Genomic DNA, 19,796 nt, shown 5'->3' on the forward strand with positions numbered 1-19,796 from the left:
CATGACCACCAACGACGCCCCGACGACTTCCGCCCGCGGCGCGACCCGTTCGCGGACCACCAAGGAGACCTCGATCGAGGTCAGCATCGATCTCGACGGCACCGGGACCACCGACATCGCCACCGGCCTGCCGTTCTTCGATCACATGCTCGACCAGATCGGGCGGCACGGGAGCTTCGACCTGCGCGTCCACGCCGACGGTGATCTGCACATCGACGCTCACCACACGGTCGAGGACACCTCAATCGTGCTGGGCGAGGCCTTCGCCGCCGCCCTCGGCAACAAGGCCGGCGTCCGTCGCTTTGCCAGCGGCCTGTACCCGCTCGACGAGGCGCTGGTCGAGGTCGCCCTCGACCTGTCGGGGCGGCCGTTCTTCGTCTACGACGTCGAACTGCCCGAAGCCATTCCCCTGGGGACCCCGCCGATGGATCCGTCGATGGCGGAACACTCGCTGCAAAGCTTCGCCACGGCCGCCGGCATCACGCTGCACGTGTCGCTGCGTCGGGGGCGCAATGTCCACCACATCATCGAGGCCAGCTACAAGGGACTCGCCCGCTGCCTGCGCGACGCCGTGCGCATCGAAGATGCGAACGGCATTCCCTCCACCAAGGGAGCGCTGTAGATGACGAGTCGCGACACCTCCCGCTCGGTGAAGGTGGCCGTGCTCGACTACGGCATCGGCAACCTGCGCTCAGCCCAGAAGAGCCTCCAACGCGTCGGAGCCGACGCCCACCTCACCGCCGATCCCGCCGAGATCGCAGCGGCCGATGCCGTCGTACTGCCCGGAGTTGGCGCCTTCGGTGCGTGCATGGACGCGCTCGATCGCACCGGACTGACCGAGCAGGCGCACCTCGCCGCCGAGTCGGGGCGACCCTTCCTCGGCATCTGTGTCGGGATGCAGTTGCTCTACGACGGCTCCGAGGAGACCCCGGGCCGCCCGGGTCTCGGGCTGATCCCGGGCACCGTCGAGCTGCTGCGCGGCGATGTCAAGCGACCCCAGATGCAGTGGAACACCGTCAGGGTCACCCATCAGGGCCACCCCCTGCTCGAGGGGATCGACGGCACGTGGATGTACTTCGTGCACAGCTATGCCGCACCCCACGGCGCAGAGATCATCGCCACCACCGACTACGGCGGTCCGGTGTCGGCCGTTGCGGCCCACAACAACGTGTGGGCCACCCAGTTCCATCCCGAGAAGTCGGCCGAGGCCGGCCGGCGCCTCCTCGCCAACTGGGTCCGTTGGGTGGAACGGGTGAGCGGACTCGCCGACGACGAGCGAATCGGGGAGTCCGCATGATCCTGTATCCGGCCATCGATCTCCGGGGCGGCAATTGTGTCCGCCTCTATCAGGGCGACTACGGACAGGAGACGGTCTACGGCACCGATCCGGTGTCGCAGGCCCTGGCGTTCGTCGCCGAGGGTGCAGAGTGGTTGCACGTCGTCGATCTCGACGCTGCGCTCACCGGCGAACCGACCAACCGCGAGGTGATTCGTGGGATCTGTGCGGCCTCGCCCGTGCCGGTCCAGGTCGGGGGAGGTGTGCGGACGGTTGCCGCCGCCGAGGCACTGTTCGAGCTCGGCGTGACCCGTGTCGTGATCGGCACGGCGGCGCTCGAGCATCCCGAACTCGTCGTCGAGGTCGCCGCCAACCATCAGGTCGCCGTCGGGCTCGATGCTCGCGGCGGCGAGGTGGCAACCCACGGCTGGACCGAGCGGAGCGGGAGAACGGTGCACGACCTCGCCCTCCAGTTCGCCGACGCCGGCGTGGCTGCCCTCGTGGTCACCGAGATCAGCGTCGATGGAACCCTCGCCGGGCCCGACGTCGCCGGGCTGACCGAACTGCTCGAGTCGACCCCCATTCCCGTGATCGCTTCGGGCGGGGTTGGCACGCTCGAACACTTGGCCACGCTGGCCCGAGTCGAGGCCGCCGGGCGCCGGTTCGAGGGCGTCATCGCCGGTCGTGCCATCTACGAGCAGGCGTTCACCGTGAGCGAGGGACGAGCCGCCATCGCCGCAGCACTGGCAATCGATGAAACGCTGTCGCTCGATGAAGGGTTGACCGAACGATGAGAGCCATCCGTGTCATTCCCTGCCTCGACGTCGACCAGGGTCGAGTCGTCAAGGGCGTCAACTTCGTCGATCTGATCGACGCCGGCGATCCGGTCGAACTGGGAGCGATCTACGACGCCCAGGGCGCCGACGAACTGGTCTTTCTCGACATCACCGCAACCCATGAAGACCGCGATACCACGGTCGCCATGGCGGCGGCTGTCGCCGAGAAGGTGTTCATCCCGTTCACGATCGGTGGCGGCATCCGTTCGGTCGATGACGCTCGCAAGCTGCTGCGCGCCGGCGCCGACAAGGTGTCGGTCAACTCCGCTGCGGTGGTCCGTCCCGAACTCGTCGCCGAGATCGCTGCCGAGTTCGGTCGCCAGTGCTGTGTGGTGGCGATCGACGGGCGGCGCTCAGCACCGTCCGACGCGCTGCCGTCGGGGTTCGAGGTCTTCGTGAAGGGCGGCCGTGAAGGCACCGGTCGCGATGCCGTCGCTTGGGCCCGCGAGGTCGAAGCACTCGGTGCGGGGGAGATCCTCCTCACCTCGATGGACCGCGATGGCACTCGTGAAGGGTTCGACCTCGAGATGACCCGTGCGATCACCGACGCAGTCAACATCCCGGTGATCGCATCCGGTGGCGTCGGCTCGCTCGACCACCTTGCGCCGGCGGTCACCGATGGTGGCGCCGACGCCGTGCTGGCGGCCAGCATCTTCCACTTCGGCGAGCACACGATCGCCGAGGCCAAGCAGTCGTTGGCCGCCGCCGGACTCGACGTCCGCCCGGCCGACGCCTGAGACCCAAGCCGTCGGCGGAGCCGCTGCCGTCGATCAATCCGAGCCGGTCACCAGGCGTCGAGCCGCCTTCGTGACGGCACCCATACCACCGGCGAGGAAGTGATCGGCCATCGGGATCGTCTCGATACTGGCGTTCGTCCAGCCCTCGGTCGCCGCCGTGGCGGCCTCCGGCGGGTTGAACTGGTCGTGCTCGGGAACGGCCAGGAGCGTCGGTCGCTCGTCACGACCGGCGATCATGTCGCTCGCCGCGATGATCTTGAGCGGTGGGGCGACGGCGAACCAGCCGGACAATCGGGGATGAGCAACGCCCAGCGACATGTCGGCGCCGAATGACCAGCCCATGCTCCAGATGTCGAGTTCGGGGAACGCCTCGGCAAGGTGAGCGATGGCGGCGACCACGTCGAGCTGCTCGCCCCGTCCGTAGTCGTGACGTCCGTCGGATCCGTCGACGCCTCGAAAGTTGAAGCGGAGGCAGGCGACCCCATGAGCGGAGAGATCGGCAAACAGGGCGTCGATGACGGTGGCGAACATGTTGCCGCCGTGCAAGGGGTGAGGGTGGCACAGCAGGGCCGCAGCGGTCGGGTGCTCGGGCGAGGCCAGTTCGGCTCGCAATGACAAGCCGTCGGAGGTGTGGAGGGCGAGTCGTTGCACCGGGACCGTCATCACGCCAGCGTAGGCCGGAATTCCGCTGGGGGCGGGCGGCGTTCGGCGGTAGCGTGCTTGGCGTGACGACCACGAACGACCTCGTCGAACCCGACGATGCCACCGCATCGGACTCCTCATCCGGCACGGTGGCGAGCGCTGCATCAGACGGTGCGTCGAATCCGACGGCGAGCAACGCGACGGTCGTCGACGACACTCGCGCCGGGGCCGCCCGGCTGCCGATCAAGATGCTGAACGACCGCATCCTCGTGAAGCTCGAGGGCGCCGACGGCGAGCGTCGGTCCTCGGGTGGCATCCTGATCCCGGCAACGGCCCAGGTTGGCAAGCGCCTCACCTGGGCGGTGGTGATGGCCACCGGACCGAGCGTGCGTTCGATGCAGCTCGACGATCGGGTGTTGTTCAACCCCGAAGATCGCTACGAGGTCGAGGTCGGAGGCCGCGACTACATCATCCTGCGTGAACGAGACGTTCATGCCGTCGCCGCCGAGCGACTCGACGACTCCCACACCGGGCTCTACCTCTGATCTCATGACGACGCCCGAGGACTACGCCACCCCGATCATCCCGTCCGAACTTGCGCTCGACTCGATCGTGTACGACGACCGCGGGCTCGTCCCGGCGATCGTCCAAGACGTCGAAACCCGCGAGGTGCTGATGATGGCGTGGATGACCGCCGAAACGCTCCGGATGACCCTCGATCAGGGGCGATCGGTGTTCTGGAGCCGGTCCCGCAACGAAGTCTGGCGCAAGGGTGACACCTCCGGTGAGCACCAGTTCGTGCATTCCGTGCACTACGACTGCGATGGCGACGTGCTGCTGCTGCAGGTCGAACAGGCCGGTGGCGGAGCCTGCCACACCGGTGCCTACAGCTGTTTCTTCCGATCGATCACCGACTGAGAGTCTCGACGCATGACCACGACCCTCGATGACTTCCGAACGATGGCGCGCAGCTATCGGGCGATCCCGGTCACCCGTGAACTGTTGGCCGATCTCATCACTCCGGTCGCTGCGTTCCTCCGCCTGGCCGACGATCTCGAGCGGGGGTTCCTGCTCGAATCGGTCGAGAACGGCGAGCGCTGGAGCCGGTTCAGCTTCGTCGGCCGTCACCCGCATGCCACGCTGACGGCTCGGGGCAACACCGTGACCGTGGCCGGCGACCTGCCCGGCATCGACGTGCCGACCGATCGGGGCATCCTCGCCGCGGTCGAAGTGCTCCTGGCCGAACTCACGTGCCCGGCGATCGACGACCTCCCGCCACTCGTCGCCGGTCTGGTCGGATACTTCGGCTACGACGTCGTGCGCGAAGTCGAGCACCTCCCGAACGTCCCACCTGATGCGGTCGACTATCCCGACTCGGTGTTGGAAGTGATCGGTGAGTTGGCGGTGTTCGATCACTGGCGCCAACGCGTCACCCTGGTCGCCGTGGCGCTCCTCCCTGCTGACGCCGACGAAGCGACGATCGAAGCGGCGTACCACGATGCCGTACGACGACTGGATCAGTTGGCTGACGACGGTGCCCGCGGGCTCGAGGAGCCACTGCTCGAGCCGCCGAGCGGGAGTGACGATCTTCCCGAGGTCGAGTCGTCGATGGGACACGGCGCCTATCAGGACGCCGTCGAGGTGGCGAAGGAGTACATCCGCGCCGGCGACATCTTCCAGGTCGTGCTGTCGCAGCGCTTCGATTTCGACCTCGCAGCAGACCCGGTCGACGTCTACCGAGTCCTGCGCCAGATCAACCCAAGCCCGTACATGTTCATGCTCCGATCGCCCGAGGTCACGCTCGTCGGCTGTTCACCTGAGCCGCTCGTCCAGGTCCGCGACCGTCGGGTCATCTCCCGCCCGATTGCGGGCACCCGTCGACGCGGGCGCAACGAGGCCGACGATCGGCGCATGGCGGGCGAACTGGCCGAGGACCCCAAGGAACGGGCCGAGCACGTGATGCTGGTCGATCTGGCCCGGAACGACCTCGGGCGGGTCGTTGAGTTCGGCTCGCTCGAGGTGGTCGAAATGATGACGCTCGAGAAGTTCTCCCACGTCATGCACCTCACGTCGCAGGTCGAGGGCGACCTGCGACCCGACAAGACCATCATCGACGTGCTCCGAGCCACCGTGCCTGCCGGCACCGTCTCGGGTGCGCCGAAGGTGCGAGCCATGGAGATCATCGACGAACTGGAGCCGGCCAAGCGTGGCCCGTACGCCGGCATGGTCGGCTACCTGAGTTTCAACGGCAATCTCGATTCGGCCATCACGATTCGCACCATGTTCTGCGGACCTGAACGCACCTCGGTCCAAGCTGGTGCCGGTGTGGTCGCCGACTCCGACCCGGCGCTCGAAGACCTCGAGTGCGCCAACAAGGCCAAGGCGCTCCTCGCTGCCGTCCGCCCCGCACAGCGGATGTCGGCGAAGCGGAGCCGCTGACCGGAAGCAGAGCAGCGAAGCGAAGCCGCTGACCGGAAGCAGAGCAGCGAAGCGAAGCCGCTGACCGGAAGCAGAGCAGCGAGGCGGGGCCGCTGACTCATTCCTCCGGTGGGATGGCCCAGGTGTCGACCAGCCACGACCAGACCAGGTCGGCCATCCACGTGCTGCCCTCGTAGGTGATGTGGACGCCGTCTCGCGGACGCACCGTGACCGGATCGCCGCCGCCAGGCCCGGGTAGACGGGCGGCGTAGTTGCCGTCGGCGTCGCTCAGCAGCGGTCTGATGTCGAGGAACGTGACCCACGGTCGGAGCTCGGCTTCGCCGGCGTAGATGCCGTTGAGAGTGGGGTTCAGCTCGATCCGGACGCCGTCACGTGGGGGCGGGAGGCCGATCCAGAGCATGCGTGTGCCGTCGCGTTCCGCAAGGTCCATCAGCGCCGCGATTCGGCGGCGATACTCCACTTGCCACTCCGGTGACAGAGTGGCCAGGTGGTTTCCTTCCGTATCGGTCATGGGCTGGTTGTCGTTGCCGCCGATCATGAAGACGATCGCTTCGGGGGCGGACTCTTGGTCGAGGAGGAGCGTGAGCTGTTGCTGCCAATCGAAGAACGACGGGCGGACGATGCTGCTCGAGATGTGGGCGTCGTAGGTGAGTCGGAGCTGGGCGATGTTGGCATGCCCGGCGTTGAGGGCCGTGATGATGTAGGCGGGGAGTGAGTCACCGCCGACGAAGAGTCGCAGCGGATCGGCGCTGCTGATCGGCCGCAGCGGAGCGAGCAAGGTCGTGGGTGGTTCGGTCGGTGGCGGCGTGGTCGGGACCGGCGTCGTGGGCACGGTCGTGGTCGTCGAGGTGGTGATCGTCGTCAGCTCGGTGCTGGTCGTCGTCGACAGCTCGGTGCTGGTCGTCGTCGACACGGTGCTGGTTGTCGTCGACACGGTGCTGGTTGTCGTCGACCCCGTCGTCGACCCCTCACCCGTCGGGTCCCCGGTTGCGGCGATGGCCGGCGTGGAAGGGTCATCCGGCGGCGCGCAGGCGGCAACGGTGGCCGACACGGCGATGCCGAGCAGGGCGATGATGGCGCGTCGAGTTCGAGACGATGAACAGCGAAGAGGCAAGGTGACACCCGGGGGCGAGGGGGAGTGCTTCGGGCATGGTGCCATACTTCGAGCCATGCTTGACCTCACGGCCACCGAGACTGCGCTCCGTTCCGCCGCTGCGGCGTGTCGCTCCGAGCGAGACGTGGTGGTCGTGACCGGCGAGGAGGCCGCGTCGTACCTCCACGGCCAGGTCAGCCAGAACGTCAGCGGTCTCGCCGTCGGCCACTCAGCCCGCACGCTGGTGTTGTCACCGCAGGGTCGAATCGATGCCTGGGCGCGGGTCACCCGTGTCGACGATCAGACCTTCTGGCTCGATGTCGACTCCGGTCACGGTCCGCGACTGCTCGAACGTCTCGAGCGATTCAAGCTGCGGACAAAGGCGACCTTCGAGCTCATGACCATGACCATGATCAGCGTTCGCGGCCCTTCCAGCCCGGCGCCGGAGCCGATCTCGGAGCGCCAGGTCGACGTGCCTGTTCTCTGGGGCGGCGCCAGCGGGTTCGACCGTTTGGGAGTCGACATCGAGCTGCCGCCCGGCGTCACGGAAGGAGATCCGCTCGCCTTCGAGGCCTTGCGCATTCGTGCCGGTCAGCCGGTCATGGGCGCCGAGGTGGGGGAGAAGACGATCCCCGCCGAGCTCGGCATCGTCGAGGCGTCGGTCGACTTCACCAAGGGTTGCTATGTCGGCCAGGAGCTGGTCGCCCGGGTCGACAGCCGGGGCAACAACACACCACGCCGAGTCTGGGGCATCAGTGCCGATGAACCGATCGCCACCGGGGCATCGGTCGAGATCGGCGGCGAGGCCGTCGGCGTGGTCACGAGCAGCGCGCCAACCGGCGACGGCCGTTCGGTGGCGTTGGCATCGATCGCCCGATCGGCCGCTGTGCCGGGCCCGGCCGAAATCGATGGGGTCAGCGTCGAGGTGCTGGAGCTGCCGGCAGGCTGAGAGCGATCTCGGTGCCGCCAGTTGCTGCTCGCCGGGCAATCACCGAGCCGCCCATGCCCTCGACCAGCTCACGGACGATCGCGAGTCCGAGGCCGCTCGAGTTCTCGGCCCGTACCGGTCGAAGTTGGGTCACGTACAAGCGCTCGAAGACGTAGGGCAGATCGCTGTCGGGAATGCCCGGTCCGTCGTCGACCACCGACATCTCCACGCCGGGAGCTTCCGGCGTCGCCCCCGAAACCGTGATGGTGATGGTGGAGGCCGCGAACTTGACGGCGTTGTCGATCAGGTTGTCGACCACTTGTCGCAGTCGATCGGCGTCGGCGACCACCCAGGCGGCGGTGCTGGCGCCCGGGTCGACGCCGAGGTGCAAGCCGTGCGTGGCGGCCCGAGGCTCGGCGTGTGCCACCTGCTCGGAGGCGAGGCTGACGACGTCGACCGTTCCCAGATCGAACGAGAATGACTTGGCCTCGAGCTTCGCGAGCGTCAGCAGATCGGCAACGAGTCGGTCGAGTCGTCCGGCGTTCGACCCGATGATCTCGCCGGCACGGCGAGGGTCGTCGACCGCTCCGTCGCTCAGCGCCTCGGCCCAGCCCGTGATCGCAGTCAACGGCGTGCGCAGGTCGTGGGTGATCGACATGAGGAACTGCTGTTCTGCCGCCCTCGATCGTTCCAGGTCTCCGGCCATCGAGTTCACCGAGCTGGCGAGCTCACCGAGTTCGTCGTCGCCGGGCTCGTCGATCCGAGTATCGAGCCGGCCGGCGGCAATCGCTGCGGTGGCACGCTCGATGGCATGGATGGGTTCGGTGATGCGCCGGGCCAGCACGGTGGCGGCCACGGCGCTGGCGAGCACGACGATGGTGGCCGACGCGAGGAACCAGCGTGTGGCGCGGCTCGACACGGTACCGACCCCGTGGCGAACCCACAGCACAGGCGTCCCGTCGAGGACACCGGGCCGGATCGGAATGTCGAGGCGGACCATGCCGACCACGTTCCTGGGCTGCTGGACGATGACCACGTCATCGGCGCGTAGCGACGCCAGCTCCTCGGGCGTGATCGTGACGGAGGCCGTGCCGTCGACGGGTGCGAGCTGGCGCTGGGGCGGGTTCGGGAGCGCCCGAACGGTGCCATTGTCGTTGACGATCACCACGGCGAGCTGACCGTCGCCGAACGCAGCCCCGAGCCGGCGGATGGCAGGCTCGAGGGTCGCCAATGTGCGGCCATCGCTGCTGGCTGCGAGCTCCTGCAGCGCGACCAGCTGATCGTCGACGGCCTGGGTGGCTTCGGCCCTCGCCCCGAGCCGGGCGAATGCGAGAACGCCGGCGCCGACCAAGGTGATCGCCACGAGGGCAATGCCGACCATCACCAAGACGAGCTCGCGCTGGAGCGACATCAGCCGAGGCGGTACCCGATGCCGCGGATCGTGGCGAGCGGGAGGTCGTCACCGAGCTTCTTACGGAGCTGGCGGATGTGCACATCGACGGTGCGGACATCGCCGATCCATCCCTCGCCCCATGCGCCTTCCAAGATCTGATCTCGCGAGAGCACCCGCCCCTGATGCTGGACGAGGTGTTCCAGCAGAGCGAACTCCTGGGTGGCCAACGCCACCGGCCGGCCGGCGACGGTTGCCTCGCGTCGTCCGAGATCGATGCGGATCGAATCAAAGGACGCATGGCTGGGCTGATCGAGCGCCGCGGCGCCTCGGCGCAGGATCGCCTTGATGCGAGCCATGACCTCGCGGGGCGAGAACGGCTTGGTGACGTAGTCGTCGGCACCGAGCTCGAGACCGAGGATGCGGTCGATCTCGTCGTCGCGGGCCGTGAGGAACAGCACCGGGATGTTGCTGGTGGTTCGCAGTTCCCGGCACATGTCGAAACCGTTCATGTTGCCGGGAAGCCCGACATCGAGCAGCACGACGTCGGGGCGATGGGCTCGAATCAGCTCAAGGCCGCGTTCGGCGTCACCGGCGACCGCCGCCGCCCAGCCTTCTCGACGACAGTAGGTGGCCAACAGATCGGCGATGTCGGGCTCGTCCTCGACGATCACCACGGTCAGGTCCATCCTTCGAGCGTAGGCGGTCTTTGTTAGGGACGAATGAAGGCGACTACGTTCCCCTCATGTCGAAAATCACGCTCATCGCCAAGCTCACTGCCGCCGAAGGCAAGGCCGAAGAACTCGAGGCGGCCTTCGCGAATCTCATCGCTGCCGCCGACGAGGAACCGGGACTCGAGGTCTACTCGGTGCACGCCGATCGCTCCGAGCCGGGCGTCTACTACTTCTTCGAGATGTACACCGACGCCGATGCCCTCGCGGTGCACGGCAAAGGCGACGGTATGAAGGCGGCCATGGGGGCCCTCGGTGGTCTGCTGGGCGCCCGCCCCGAGATCACCAAGCTCGAAGCGGTGGTCGCCAAGGGTCTGACTGTCTGAGCGTTGGATCAGCCTGCCACACTGGGGGCGTGACCACCTATCTCGACCGCATCCTCGCCGAACACCGTGCCGCTGCGGCCGATGACCCCCGCCAACTCGACGCACTGATCGAGCAGGCCCAGTCGTGTGAGCCCGCCCGGGGATTCCGGGCTGGGCTCGCCGCGGTCGATGGGTTGGGTGTGATCAGCGAGATCAAGCGACGGTCGCCCTCGAAGGGCGATCTCAATACTGGCGTCGATCCGGCGAGCTGGGCTCGCTCGTACGAACGCGGCGGCGCAACGGCGCTGTCGGTGCTCACCGACGCCAACAACTTCGGCGGAAGCGTCGCCGACCTCCAAGCCGCTCGCACCGCCATCTCGTTGCCGGTGCTTCGCAAGGACTTCACCGTTTCGGCCAACGATGTGTGCGACGCCCGGATCATGGGTGCCGACGCCGTCCTCCTGATCGTGGCCGCGCTCGACCAGCACGAGCTCGCCGACTTCCATGCGCTCGCCACCGACATCGGCCTCGATGTCCTGGTGGAGACCCACGATGAGGCCGAAGTCGAGCGGGCAATGGCGGTGGGCGCCACACTGGTCGGGGTCAACCAGCGAGACCTCGTCACGTTCGAGGTCGACACCGAGCGAGCGATTCGGGTCGGGCGGTCCCTCCCCGACGACGTGATCCGTGTCGCCGAGTCGGGCGTTCGCGGTCCCGACGACTGCCGATCGCTCAAGGCGGCGGGCTATCACGCCGTGCTGGTCGGCGAATCCCTCGTCACCTCCGGCGACCCCGCCGCCGCGGTCGCCGACCTCCGTGCCGTCTGAGCTGCCGCCCTCGGTGGCTCACCCGACGCCATTTCTGTCGGTTCGCTCCGCTCACCCGCTGGCAAATCGGTCGGTTCGCTCCGCTCACCCGACTAGCGTCCAGTGCGTGACGACGACCCTCCCGACGCAGCGCAGCGAGGCGGTGCTCGCGTGTTCGTGAAGATCTGTGGAATCGCCAACGAAACCGACGCCCTGCTCGCGGCCGGACTCGGCGCCGACGCCGTCGGACTCATCTTCGCCCCTTCCACCCGGCAGGTCACCAAGGACGTCGCCCGAGACATCGTGCGTCGACTCCCACCCGAGATCCTCAGCGTCGGGGTGTTCCGCAACGAGACCCGATCCAAGGTCGTCGAGATCGCCAACACGATCGGCTTGCGAGCCGTCCAACTCCACGGACACGAATCCCCCGAGGACACGCGCTGGATTGCCGAGCGAGTGCCCGCCGTGATCCGTGCCTTCGCCGTCCACGATCCCGCCCTCGACCACCTCGAGGAGTTCGGCCGGATCGACTTGCTGATCGACGCCCCGACCCCCGGCGGCGGCGAGGTGTTCGACTGGTCCGAGTTGGTTGCCCGGCGGCTCGATCGCCCGTTCATCCTTGCGGGCGGTCTCGGTCCCGACAATGTCGCCGACGCCATCGCCACCGTGCGGCCCTGGGGCGTCGACGTCGCCAGCGGCGTCGAGGCGTCACCCGGTCGCAAGGATCCCGTCAAATTGCGGCACTTCATCGCCAACGCTCGCGCCGCCTTCGAGGCGCTGCCCGACCCCGACGACGACCTGGACTCGTTCGCCAGTGACTGGATCACCGACGAGCAACCACCCAGCAACGCCTCGCCACTCTTCGATTGGAAGGAAGACCCACTGTGGAAGTGACCGCGTCATCATTGATGAGCGAGCCGGACGCCACCGGCCGGTTCGGGCAGTTCGGCGGACGCTTCGTCCCCGAGACGCTCGTGCCGGCGTGTGCCGAACTCGAGGCGGCCTTCCGCGAGGCCTGGGCCGACCCGAGCTTCGTCGAGGAGTTCCGCACCCTCCTCAACGACTACGCCGGCCGACCCTCGGCCATGACCGAGTGCCACAACCTCGGTCGAGAGTTGGGATTTCGGATCCTGCTGAAGCGGGAAGACCTCAACCACACCGGTAGCCACAAGATCAACAACGTGCTCGGTCAGGTGCTGCTGGCGAAGCGCATGGGCAAGACCCGGATCGTGGCCGAGACCGGCGCCGGCCAGCATGGCGTCGCCACGGCGACCGCAGCCGCTCTGCTCGGCATGGAGTGCATCGTCTACATGGGCGAGGTCGACATCAAGCGCCAGGCGCTCAACGTCTTCCGCATGGAGCTCCTCGGTTCGGAAGTTCGGGCGGCGTTGTCGGGGAGCCGAACGCTCAAGGACGCGGTCAACGAGGCCATGCGCCACTGGGTCGCTGCAGTGGAGTCAACCTACTACTGCCTCGGCTCGGTGATGGGGCCGCACCCCTACCCGTGGATGGTCCGCGAGTTCCACCGGGTCATCGGTGAGGAGGCTCGGGCCCAGTGCCACGAGATGCTCGACGGCCGCGACCCCGATGTCGTCGTCGCCTGTGTCGGCGGGGGCTCGAACGCCATTGGCATCTTCTCCGGTTTCGTCGACACCGACGCCGAGCTGGTCGGTGCCGAACCGGCCGGTGGTGCCGCGATCGGGCGCCGGGTGCCGGGCGTCGTTCATGGCTCGGTGTCGTACCTGATGCAGGACGAGTTCGGCCAGGTGCAGGAGGCCGAGTCGATCTCCGCCGGTCTCGACTACCCGGGCGTCGGTCCCGAACACGCCCATCTGGCCGACATCGGGCGGGCCCGCTACGAGGCAGTCACCGACGACGAGGTGCTCGACGCCTTCCAGCTGCTTGCCCGCACCGAGGGCATCATTCCTGCGCTCGAGTCGGCACATGGACTCGCCTGGATGGTCAAGGCGAGGGACGAACTCCAGGGCAAGGTCGTGGTGTTGAACCTCTCGGGGCGTGGCGACAAAGACGTCGCTCAGGTCGCCGAGATCCTCGCCGCCCGAAAGCAGGCCGCCAACGGCGCCGACAGCAACGGCACGGGAGCAGCATCGTGAACAGCTACACCGGCACCCTCGAGGACCACTTGCGAGCCAAACGCGCCGAAGGTCGCAAGCTCCTCCTGCCGTACGTCACGGCCGGCTACCCGATCGACGATTGGCCGCGGCTGATCGAGGGATTCGCCTCGGCCGGCGCCGACGCCATGGAGATCGGCATCCCGTTCTCCGACCCGGTGATGGACGGGCCGACGATCCAGGAAGCGTCGTCGATCGCACTCGAGCACGGGATGAATCCGCTCTCGGCGCTGGCCACCGTGGCCACGACCGATCCCGGCGTCCCGCTCATCGCAATGACCTATTACAACGTCGCCTACCACATGGGCCACGAACGCTTCGCGTCCGAACTGCGCAAGGCCGGAATCTGCGCCGCGATCCTGCCCGATCTCCCGCTCGAAGAAGTCGGACCGTGGGCCGACGTCGCCGACGCGATCGGGGTCGAGACCGTGATGCTGGCCGCCCCCACCGCGCCCGACGAGCGGCTGCCCCGAGTCGTCGATCGTGCACGCGGGTTCGTGTACGGCGTCGGACTGGTCGGGATCACCGGCGAACGAGCCGAACTCGCCGCCAGTGCCACCCAGATGGCCAGCCGGCTGAAAGCCGTCACCGACAAGCCGGTCATCATCGGGATCGGCGTCTCGAACGCCGAGCAGGCGGTGGAGATCTCGCAGATCGCCGACGGTGTCGTCGTCGCCTCCGCCATCATCCGCCGGATGCTCGAGGGGGGATCGATCGAGCAGGCCATCGACTTCGTCGGTGAACTGCGCACCGCCCTCGACCGGGTCTGACCCGAGACCAGTCGATGCCCGACCAGCCCGCCACCGACCGACCGGGCCTCGTCCACGATCCCGAGTGCGAGCTGTGTCGGGCCGATCGCTTTACCCACTGGTACGCCGAGGACGACCACGGGTGGGTCGCCGACTGTGAAGCGTGTGGCGTGCCGATGGTGGTCTGGCACGGACACGGGCCCACGCCGCCCGACGAGGTCGTCGAGCACCTCGTGGCCGTGCTGGAGCGCGTGGCGAGCGAGCGATTCGGCCCTGACGGCTGGTCGATCGATCGCCACATGCGACAGGTCCCCGAGCACTTCCACGCCCATGCCCGCGACACCGACTGGTGGAGCCAACGGTTCACCCGGCCACTGACCCGCTACACCGGCGTCGGCGGCACCCGCGTCGAAATCTGACCGCGGCACCTCGGCTGACCGCGCCAACTCGCCCGAGACCGCCGAGTCGCCGGGTGAACCGTCGACGCTGAAGCCCCTCTCAGCGAACTGTCCGCACTGAAGCTCAGCATCGGGCTTCAGTGCCGACAGTTGGCAGGAGTGGGCTTCAGCGTCGACAGTTGCGATGCGGTGGTTTGGTGAGCCGAGAGTTGGTGCCGGTTTGGCGCCGCGTTTGGCTCGGGTCTCTGGGTCAGTTGGCTCGGTTCAGGCCCGAGATGAGAGCACGCAGCGACGAGGTGACGATGTCGGAGTGGATGCCTACGCCCCACAGCTCACGATCGCCGACCTTCAGCTCGACGTAGCTCGCGGCCTTGACCTCGGTACCGGCGCCGATGGCGTGCTCGTGGTAGTCGAGCACACGGCACTCGATGCCCAGGCTGGTGCGGATGGCGTTGGCGAACGCCTCGATCGAGCCGCCGCCCTCACCGTCGATGGTGATCTCCTGGCCGTCGTGACGGAGCGTGGCCTTGATCGAGGTGCGGTCTTCGCCCCGCTCGTTCTGGGAGGTGGAGAACTTGAGCAGTTCGAACGGTTTGTGGATGGTCAGGTACTCGCCCGAGAAGACGTCCCAGATCTCGGCTGCGGTGACTTCCTTGCCGGTGGTGTCGGTGATCTGCTGCACGATCCGGGTGAACTCGATCTGCAGGCGCCGCGGCAGGTCGAGTTCTTGATCGGTCTTCAGCAGGTAGGCCACGCCACCCTTGCCGGACTGGGAGTTCACACGGATGACGTCTTCGTAGGTCCGGCCGACGTCCTTCGGATCGATCGGCAGGTAGGGGACCTCCCACAGGACCTGGCCGGTCTTCTCCATTGCCTCGAAGCCTTTCTTGATGGCGTCTTGGTGGGAGCCGGAGAAGGCGGTGTAGACGAGGTCGCCGACGTAGGCGTGGCGGGGATGGACCGGCAGCTGATTGCAGTGCTCGGCCACTCGGCGGGCCTCGTTGATGTCGGTGAAGTCGAGCTCGGGATCGACACCCTGGCTGAACAGGTTCAGCGCCAGCGTGACGATGTCGACATTGCCGGTGCGCTCACCGTTGCCGAACAAGGTGCCTTCGACCCGATCGGCGCCGGCCATCACACCGAACTCGGCGGCGGCCACGCCGGTGCCGCGGTCGTTGTGGGGGTGGAGCGAGATGATCACCGAGTCGCGATCGCGGATGTTGCGGTCGAACCACTCGATCATGTCGCCGTAGAGGTTGGCGGTGCTCATCTCGACCGTCGCCGGCAGGTTCAAGATGAGGGGATTGTCGGGCGTCGGCTCGAACACGTCCATCACCGCTTCGCAGATCTCCTTGGCGAAGGGGAGTTCGGTACCGGTGAAGCTCTCGGGCGAGTACTCATAGCGGATCTTGGTGCCCGGAACCTTTGCCTCCTGCGCCTTGCAGTGCTTGGCACCCTGGACGGCGATGTCGACGATGCCGGCCTCGTCGAGCCCGAACACCACGCGTCGCTGCACGGTCGACGTGGAGTTGTAGAGATGGACGATCGCCTGCTTGGCCCCCACCAACGAGTCGTAGGTGCGCTCGATCAGCTCGGGTCGCGACTGGGTGAGTACCTGGATGGTGACGTTGTCGGGGATCAGGCCCTCTTCGATGATCGTGCGAACGAACTCGAAGTCGGTGTCGGAGGCCGACGGGAAGCCGACCTCGATCTCGGTGAAACCGATCTCGACCAACGCCTTGAACATGGTGAGCTTGCGCTCGGTGTCCATCGGTTCGATGAGGGCCTGGTTGCCGTCGCGCAGGTCGACGCTGCACCACAGCGGCGCACGATCGATCCGCTTGTCGGGCCAGGTGCGGTTGGGGAGGTCGATGGCCGGGAACGGCTGATACTTCTGGATGGGCATGACACCCGGTTTGGCATTGACGCTGACGGTGCGTGCAGTCATGAGAGTTCTCCTGGGTTACAGACTTCGAGTTTCGACGAAAGAGTTGCGGATGTGATTGCTACTGAGTTGAGGGTCATCGCCGGGCGCTGGGGGCCCAGGGCGTGACACGACCCGGCTCGCCTCTAGACGGCGGCCGGGCTCAGAAGTCGAAGCGCAAGTCGAAGCTCAGTGGGAACGAGCACCCTGACACCATAGCGCGACGCATCGAAACGGACGCGCACCGACGGAATTTGTCACTACTCGCCTGCGGCGCTCTGTCACTACTCGCCTGCGGCGCTCTGTCACTACTCGCCTGCGGCGAGGCGTCGCCCAAACGCCTCCAGACCCGCCAGGACCGCAGGATCGACCGGGGCGGCCCGATGGCGCAAGGAGACCTTGATCTGGCGGTACACCTCGGCCTCGGGGCCGCAGTGCGCACACGCCTCGAGGTGGGCGGCAACCGCTCGGGCCTGCTCGGCCTCGACCTCGCCGTCGAGATAGCTCTGCAGGACTTCCATGACCTCACCGCACGTCGGACCGCTCTGCTTGCGTCGGAAGAGCTTGATCATCGGTCGGTCCCCTCCACCCGCTCGGACTCGAGCCCACGCTCGGCGATCTCGGCCCGGATCTTGCGCCGCGCCCGGTGCAACCGGCTCATCACCGTGCCGACGGGGATGTCGAGCACATCGGCCGCCTCTTGGTACGCCAGCCCGTCGAGGTCCACCAGCTCGACGATCTGGCGAAAGTCGGGACTCAACGCGGCAAAGGCATCCTCGACTGCGGCGTCGAACACCGGGGCCACGGTGATCGACTCCGGGGTGTCCGACTCGGCGAAATCGAGTGAGCGCTCGAAGGTGAGATCAGGATCGTCGAGCAGATCCGGCTTCTTCTTGCGAGCACGATTGATGTTGGCATTGCGCATGATGGTCAGCAGCCACGCCCGCGGATACCGGCCGTCGAACCGTTCGATCGCGCCGAACGCCCGGATCAATGTGTCTTGCACCAGGTCCTCGGCGTCGGCCTGGTTGCCCGTCAGCGATCGGGCCGTGCGGTAGAGCAGATCGAGCTCGGGCAGCACGTGTCGTTCGAAGGCCGCGGCTGCCGAGCCCCGCGTCTCGGGTCGGTTGGCAGCGTCATCGAACGGAGGAGTGGCCATCAGGCAAACCATCCCCGACGCAACCCTTGGGCGCGGTCGGTCATTCCATCGTTTTCGATGCCGCTCCGGCTGCGCACGAACACGGGCCGAGGCTAACCCAACCATCGGCGCCACCGAGGGTCGGTGCGGACGAAGGTCCCTGGGTGACGCCGATGGTGCTCGCTACGGTGGTGGCCATGTCGGACCCCGCAACGGACCCAGCATCCACGACCAACCCTGCACCGGAACCGACCGCAGACCAGGTGCGAGTCACGCTCTACGAGGCCGTCGGTGGCTTGCCGTACTTCGAGACCGTCGTCGACGGGTTCTTCGATCGGGTCGAGGGCGATCCGGTGGTGCGCAAGCTCTATCCCGACGACCTCGCCGAGTCCCGCCGTCGCACGGCGCTGTTCCTGGCCCAGTTCTGGGGCGGGCCAACGACCTACTCCGACGAGCGAGGTCATCCTCGGTTGCGGGCTCGGCACCTGCCGTTCGTGATCGGTCAGGCCGAGCGCGACGGCTGGGTGCGGCACATGATGGCCTCGATCGACGCCACCGAACTCCCCCCATCGATCTTCGAAGCGGTGCGCCCGATGCTCGAGAACTACATCGAGACGGCCGCCACCGCCATGATCAACCACAGCGACGACGCCCCGCATCCTCACGTCGGCGCATGAGGTGTGTCATTTGACCTGGGGTTTCTCCGGCTCGTTGAACAGGGAAAACGTCGATTCATGTCGAGGGGATGCTTGACTTTGTGATTCGTTGCGACTCTCCTGGCGGGGTTGCCCCGAATGGCGGGGTCAGGTAAGGAGTTCTTCCATGAACAAGACCGACTTGGTCGATGCAGTCGCCGGTGACACCGGCGTGTCGAAGAAGGACGTCGGCGCGGTGATCGATTCCATGTTCGCCAGCGTCTGCGATGCGGTGAGCAAGGGTGAGAAGGTGGCCATCCCCGGGATGCTCACGTTCGAACAGGTGGATCGCAAGGCCCGCACCGGTTTCAACCCCCAGACCAAGGAGCCGATCTCGATCCCCGCAGGCAAGGCCGTGAAGGTCTCCGCCGGCGCCAAGCTCAAGGCGGCAGGCAAGGCCTGATCGTCGCCGAAACGAGGTGTGTTTCGGCAACCGAGTGGCCCCACCAAGGGCGCACGGCGGTCTGCCCTCTCACCACCGCCGATGCCCGGGCTCGGAGAGGGGCCCGGGCATCGCTCGTTTTGCGAGAAGGGGCGCATGCCTCCGGCGCGGGCAGCGTTGGGTGCCTTCGGCACGGGCAGTGTTGGCTGCCTCCGGCAGCGGTCGGGTTGGGTGCCTCCGGCACCGTGGATTTGAGTACGGTGACTCGATGACCACACCGAGCCTCCCGGCGGTCGGTTCGCCCGCACCGACCTTCACCGCCCTCGACCAACACGGCAACGAGCGATCGCTCGACGACTTCGCCGGACGACCGGTGCTGCTGTACTTCTACCCGAAGGCAATGACCCCGGGGTGCACCACACAGTCGTGCCTGATGCGAGATGTCGCCGGCGACATCGGTGATGCGGTCATCATCGGCGTCAGTCCCGATACACCCGAACGCCAGAAGAAGTTCGACGACAAGCACGAACTCGGCTTCACCCTGCTGTCGGATCCTGATCACGAGATCGCCGAGGCCTACGGGATCTGGGCCGAGAAGAAGCTCTACGGCAAGGTCTACATGGGGGTCGTCCGCTCGGCGTTCCTCATCGGGCCAGACGGCACGCTCGCTGCTGTCTTCGGAAAGATCTCGCCCAAGGACACCCCGATCAAACTGCTCGCCGCATTGGAGGCACTGGCATGACCGAGCGCGAGACCGATACCGTCGGCGAACTGCCGACCCCGGCATCACTACTTCCTCATCGGGCGCCGTTCCTGCTCGTCGACCAGCTCATCGAGCTCGAGCCCGGGGTTCGAGCGGTGGGCACCTGGCAGCTCACGGGCGAGGAGTACTTCTTCCCCGGGCACTTCCCCGGACGCCCGACGCTACCTGGCGTGTTGATGATCGAGTCGTTGGCCCAGGTCGGTGCCTGCCTCGCGCTCGCCGAGCCGCGTTTCGCCGGCAAGATCCCGCTGTTCGGCGGCGTCGACAAGGTCAAGTTCCGCCGCCAGGTGGTGCCCGGCGAGCAGCTGACGCTCGAGGTCGAGTTCCTCCGCCTCGGCAGTCGCGGGGGACGCGCGGCCGGGGTCGCCAAGGTCGGCGACGAGGTCGCGTGCCAGGCCGAGCTCATGTTGGTCGTGGTCGACGCCTGACTCC

Annotated in this window: 25 protein-coding genes; 18 read left to right on the forward strand and 7 right to left on the reverse strand. The window is 67.1% G+C overall.

Annotated features, from left to right (window positions below; genetic code table 11):
- The first annotated feature begins 1 nt into the window (after position 1).
- From hisB to hisF, 4 genes are read left to right on the forward strand one after another with little or no spacing between them, the layout of a single operon-like run.
- Positions 2 to 622 carry an imidazoleglycerol-phosphate dehydratase HisB gene (gene hisB / locus R2733_21485; GenBank protein MEZ5379086.1) on the forward strand — a complete coding sequence of 207 codons (621 nt, stop codon included), beginning with the start codon at positions 2 to 4 and terminating at the stop codon, positions 620 to 622.
- On the forward strand, positions 623 to 1,297 hold the full coding sequence (gene hisH, locus R2733_21490) for an imidazole glycerol phosphate synthase subunit HisH (protein ID MEZ5379087.1): 675 nt from the start codon (positions 623 to 625) through the stop codon (positions 1,295 to 1,297). It begins immediately after the preceding gene.
- A complete protein-coding gene (hisA, locus tag R2733_21495; GenBank protein MEZ5379088.1) occupies positions 1,294 to 2,070 on the forward strand; it encodes a 1-(5-phosphoribosyl)-5-[(5-phosphoribosylamino)methylideneamino]imidazole-4-carboxamide isomerase in 777 nt (258 codons plus the stop codon). Before hisH ends, hisA begins: the two co-directional genes overlap by 4 nt.
- On the forward strand, positions 2,067 to 2,849 hold the full coding sequence (gene hisF / locus R2733_21500) for an imidazole glycerol phosphate synthase subunit HisF (GenBank protein MEZ5379089.1): 783 nt from the start codon (positions 2,067 to 2,069) through the stop codon (positions 2,847 to 2,849). The genes hisA and hisF overlap by 4 nt, the downstream gene beginning before the upstream one ends.
- Before the next feature lie 33 nt (positions 2,850 to 2,882).
- Here hisF and R2733_21505 read toward each other — a convergent pair whose 3' ends face one another.
- Positions 2,883 to 3,512, reverse strand: a complete 630-nt coding sequence (locus tag R2733_21505; protein ID MEZ5379090.1) for a hypothetical protein — start codon at positions 3,510 to 3,512, stop codon at positions 2,883 to 2,885.
- Positions 3,513 to 3,574: 62 nt separating this feature from the next.
- On the opposite strand from R2733_21505, the gene R2733_21510 reads away from it, so the two are divergent.
- Genes R2733_21510 through trpE form a run of 3 tightly spaced genes read left to right on the forward strand, consistent with a single transcriptional unit; the run spans position 3,575 to position 5,930 of the window.
- Entirely contained in the window at positions 3,575 to 4,036 is a 462-nt protein-coding gene (locus R2733_21510; GenBank protein MEZ5379091.1) for a co-chaperone GroES, read from the forward strand.
- A gap of 4 nt (positions 4,037 to 4,040) precedes the next feature.
- On the forward strand, positions 4,041 to 4,409 hold the full coding sequence (hisI, locus tag R2733_21515; GenBank protein MEZ5379092.1) for a phosphoribosyl-AMP cyclohydrolase: 369 nt from the start codon (positions 4,041 to 4,043) through the stop codon (positions 4,407 to 4,409).
- Between the two features lie 12 nt (positions 4,410 to 4,421).
- Positions 4,422 to 5,930, forward strand: coding sequence for an anthranilate synthase component I (gene trpE / locus R2733_21520; GenBank protein ID MEZ5379093.1), 1,509 nt, complete (start codon positions 4,422 to 4,424; stop codon positions 5,928 to 5,930).
- Positions 5,931 to 6,027: 97 nt separating this feature from the next.
- Here the strand turns inward: trpE and R2733_21525 are convergent, their stop codons facing one another.
- Entirely contained in the window at positions 6,028 to 6,762 is a 735-nt protein-coding gene (locus R2733_21525; GenBank protein ID MEZ5379094.1) for a DUF459 domain-containing protein, read from the reverse strand.
- Here R2733_21525 and R2733_21530 point away from each other — a divergent pair.
- On the forward strand, positions 6,737 to 7,972 hold the full coding sequence (locus tag R2733_21530; protein MEZ5379095.1) for a hypothetical protein: 1,236 nt from the start codon (positions 6,737 to 6,739) through the stop codon (positions 7,970 to 7,972). The two genes, R2733_21525 and R2733_21530, sit on opposite strands and share 26 nt — an antisense overlap.
- Here the strand turns inward: R2733_21530 and R2733_21535 are convergent.
- Positions 7,938 to 9,362, reverse strand: a complete 1,425-nt coding sequence (locus tag R2733_21535) for a HAMP domain-containing sensor histidine kinase (GenBank protein MEZ5379096.1) — start codon at positions 9,360 to 9,362, stop codon at positions 7,938 to 7,940. The genes R2733_21530 and R2733_21535 overlap by 35 nt on opposite strands.
- The gene (locus tag R2733_21540) at positions 9,362 to 10,030 is read right to left on the reverse strand and encodes a response regulator transcription factor (protein ID MEZ5379097.1); all 669 of its coding nucleotides are present in this window, start codon (positions 10,028 to 10,030) and stop codon (positions 9,362 to 9,364) included. Before R2733_21540 ends, R2733_21535 begins: the two co-directional genes overlap by 1 nt.
- A gap of 56 nt (positions 10,031 to 10,086) precedes the next feature.
- Here R2733_21540 and R2733_21545 point away from each other — a divergent pair, with 56 nt between their 5' ends.
- From R2733_21545 to R2733_21570, 6 genes are all read left to right on the forward strand, one after another.
- Complete coding sequence (locus tag R2733_21545) at positions 10,087 to 10,398, forward strand: putative quinol monooxygenase (protein MEZ5379098.1); 312 nt, start codon at positions 10,087 to 10,089, stop codon at positions 10,396 to 10,398.
- Positions 10,399 to 10,427: 29 nt separating this feature from the next.
- A complete protein-coding gene (locus tag R2733_21550; protein ID MEZ5379099.1) occupies positions 10,428 to 11,204 on the forward strand; it encodes an indole-3-glycerol phosphate synthase TrpC in 777 nt (258 codons plus the stop codon).
- A gap of 102 nt (positions 11,205 to 11,306) precedes the next feature.
- The gene (locus tag R2733_21555) at positions 11,307 to 12,077 is read left to right on the forward strand and encodes a phosphoribosylanthranilate isomerase (GenBank protein MEZ5379100.1); all 771 of its coding nucleotides are present in this window, start codon (positions 11,307 to 11,309) and stop codon (positions 12,075 to 12,077) included.
- A gap of 14 nt (positions 12,078 to 12,091) precedes the next feature.
- Positions 12,092 to 13,297 (forward strand): tryptophan synthase subunit beta, encoded by a 1,206-nt coding sequence (trpB, locus tag R2733_21560; GenBank protein MEZ5379101.1) that lies wholly within the window; start codon positions 12,092 to 12,094, stop codon positions 13,295 to 13,297.
- The gene (gene trpA / locus R2733_21565; protein ID MEZ5379102.1) at positions 13,294 to 14,085 is read left to right on the forward strand and encodes a tryptophan synthase subunit alpha; all 792 of its coding nucleotides are present in this window, start codon (positions 13,294 to 13,296) and stop codon (positions 14,083 to 14,085) included. Before trpB ends, trpA begins: the two co-directional genes overlap by 4 nt.
- Before the next feature lie 14 nt (positions 14,086 to 14,099).
- Positions 14,100 to 14,483 carry a hypothetical protein gene (locus R2733_21570; protein ID MEZ5379103.1) on the forward strand — a complete coding sequence of 128 codons (384 nt, stop codon included), beginning with the start codon at positions 14,100 to 14,102 and terminating at the stop codon, positions 14,481 to 14,483.
- Between the two features lie 229 nt (positions 14,484 to 14,712).
- Here R2733_21570 and leuA read toward each other — a convergent pair whose 3' ends face one another.
- The 3 genes from leuA to R2733_21585 all read right to left on the reverse strand — a co-directional run bounded on the left by leuA (position 14,713) and on the right by R2733_21585 (position 17,545).
- Entirely contained in the window at positions 14,713 to 16,410 is a 1,698-nt protein-coding gene (gene leuA / locus R2733_21575) for a 2-isopropylmalate synthase (protein MEZ5379104.1), read from the reverse strand.
- Positions 16,411 to 16,694: 284 nt separating this feature from the next.
- The gene (locus R2733_21580) at positions 16,695 to 16,958 is read right to left on the reverse strand and encodes a zf-HC2 domain-containing protein (protein ID MEZ5379105.1); all 264 of its coding nucleotides are present in this window, start codon (positions 16,956 to 16,958) and stop codon (positions 16,695 to 16,697) included.
- Entirely contained in the window at positions 16,955 to 17,545 is a 591-nt protein-coding gene (locus R2733_21585; protein MEZ5379106.1) for a sigma-70 family RNA polymerase sigma factor, read from the reverse strand. The genes R2733_21580 and R2733_21585 overlap by 4 nt, the downstream gene beginning before the upstream one ends.
- 176 nt (positions 17,546 to 17,721) lie before the next feature.
- Between R2733_21585 and R2733_21590 the strand changes: the two genes are divergently transcribed.
- From R2733_21590 to fabZ, 4 genes are all read left to right on the forward strand, one after another.
- Positions 17,722 to 18,201 (forward strand): globin, encoded by a 480-nt coding sequence (locus R2733_21590; protein MEZ5379107.1) that lies wholly within the window; start codon positions 17,722 to 17,724, stop codon positions 18,199 to 18,201.
- A 145-nt stretch (positions 18,202 to 18,346) separates the two neighbouring features.
- Positions 18,347 to 18,622, forward strand: a complete 276-nt coding sequence (locus R2733_21595; GenBank protein ID MEZ5379108.1) for an HU family DNA-binding protein — start codon at positions 18,347 to 18,349, stop codon at positions 18,620 to 18,622.
- Positions 18,623 to 18,869: 247 nt separating this feature from the next.
- Positions 18,870 to 19,343: a thioredoxin-dependent thiol peroxidase gene (gene bcp, locus R2733_21600; GenBank protein MEZ5379109.1), complete on the forward strand. Its 474-nt coding sequence runs from the start codon at positions 18,870 to 18,872 to the stop codon at positions 19,341 to 19,343.
- Positions 19,340 to 19,792, forward strand: a complete 453-nt coding sequence (fabZ, locus tag R2733_21605) for a 3-hydroxyacyl-ACP dehydratase FabZ (GenBank protein ID MEZ5379110.1) — start codon at positions 19,340 to 19,342, stop codon at positions 19,790 to 19,792. The genes bcp and fabZ overlap by 4 nt, the downstream gene beginning before the upstream one ends.
- Positions 19,793 to 19,796: the final 4 nt, after the last annotated feature.

This window comes from Acidimicrobiales bacterium (assembly GCA_041394265.1).
In the GTDB taxonomy this organism is placed as follows: domain Bacteria; phylum Actinomycetota; class Acidimicrobiia; order Acidimicrobiales; family SZUA-35; genus JBBQUN01.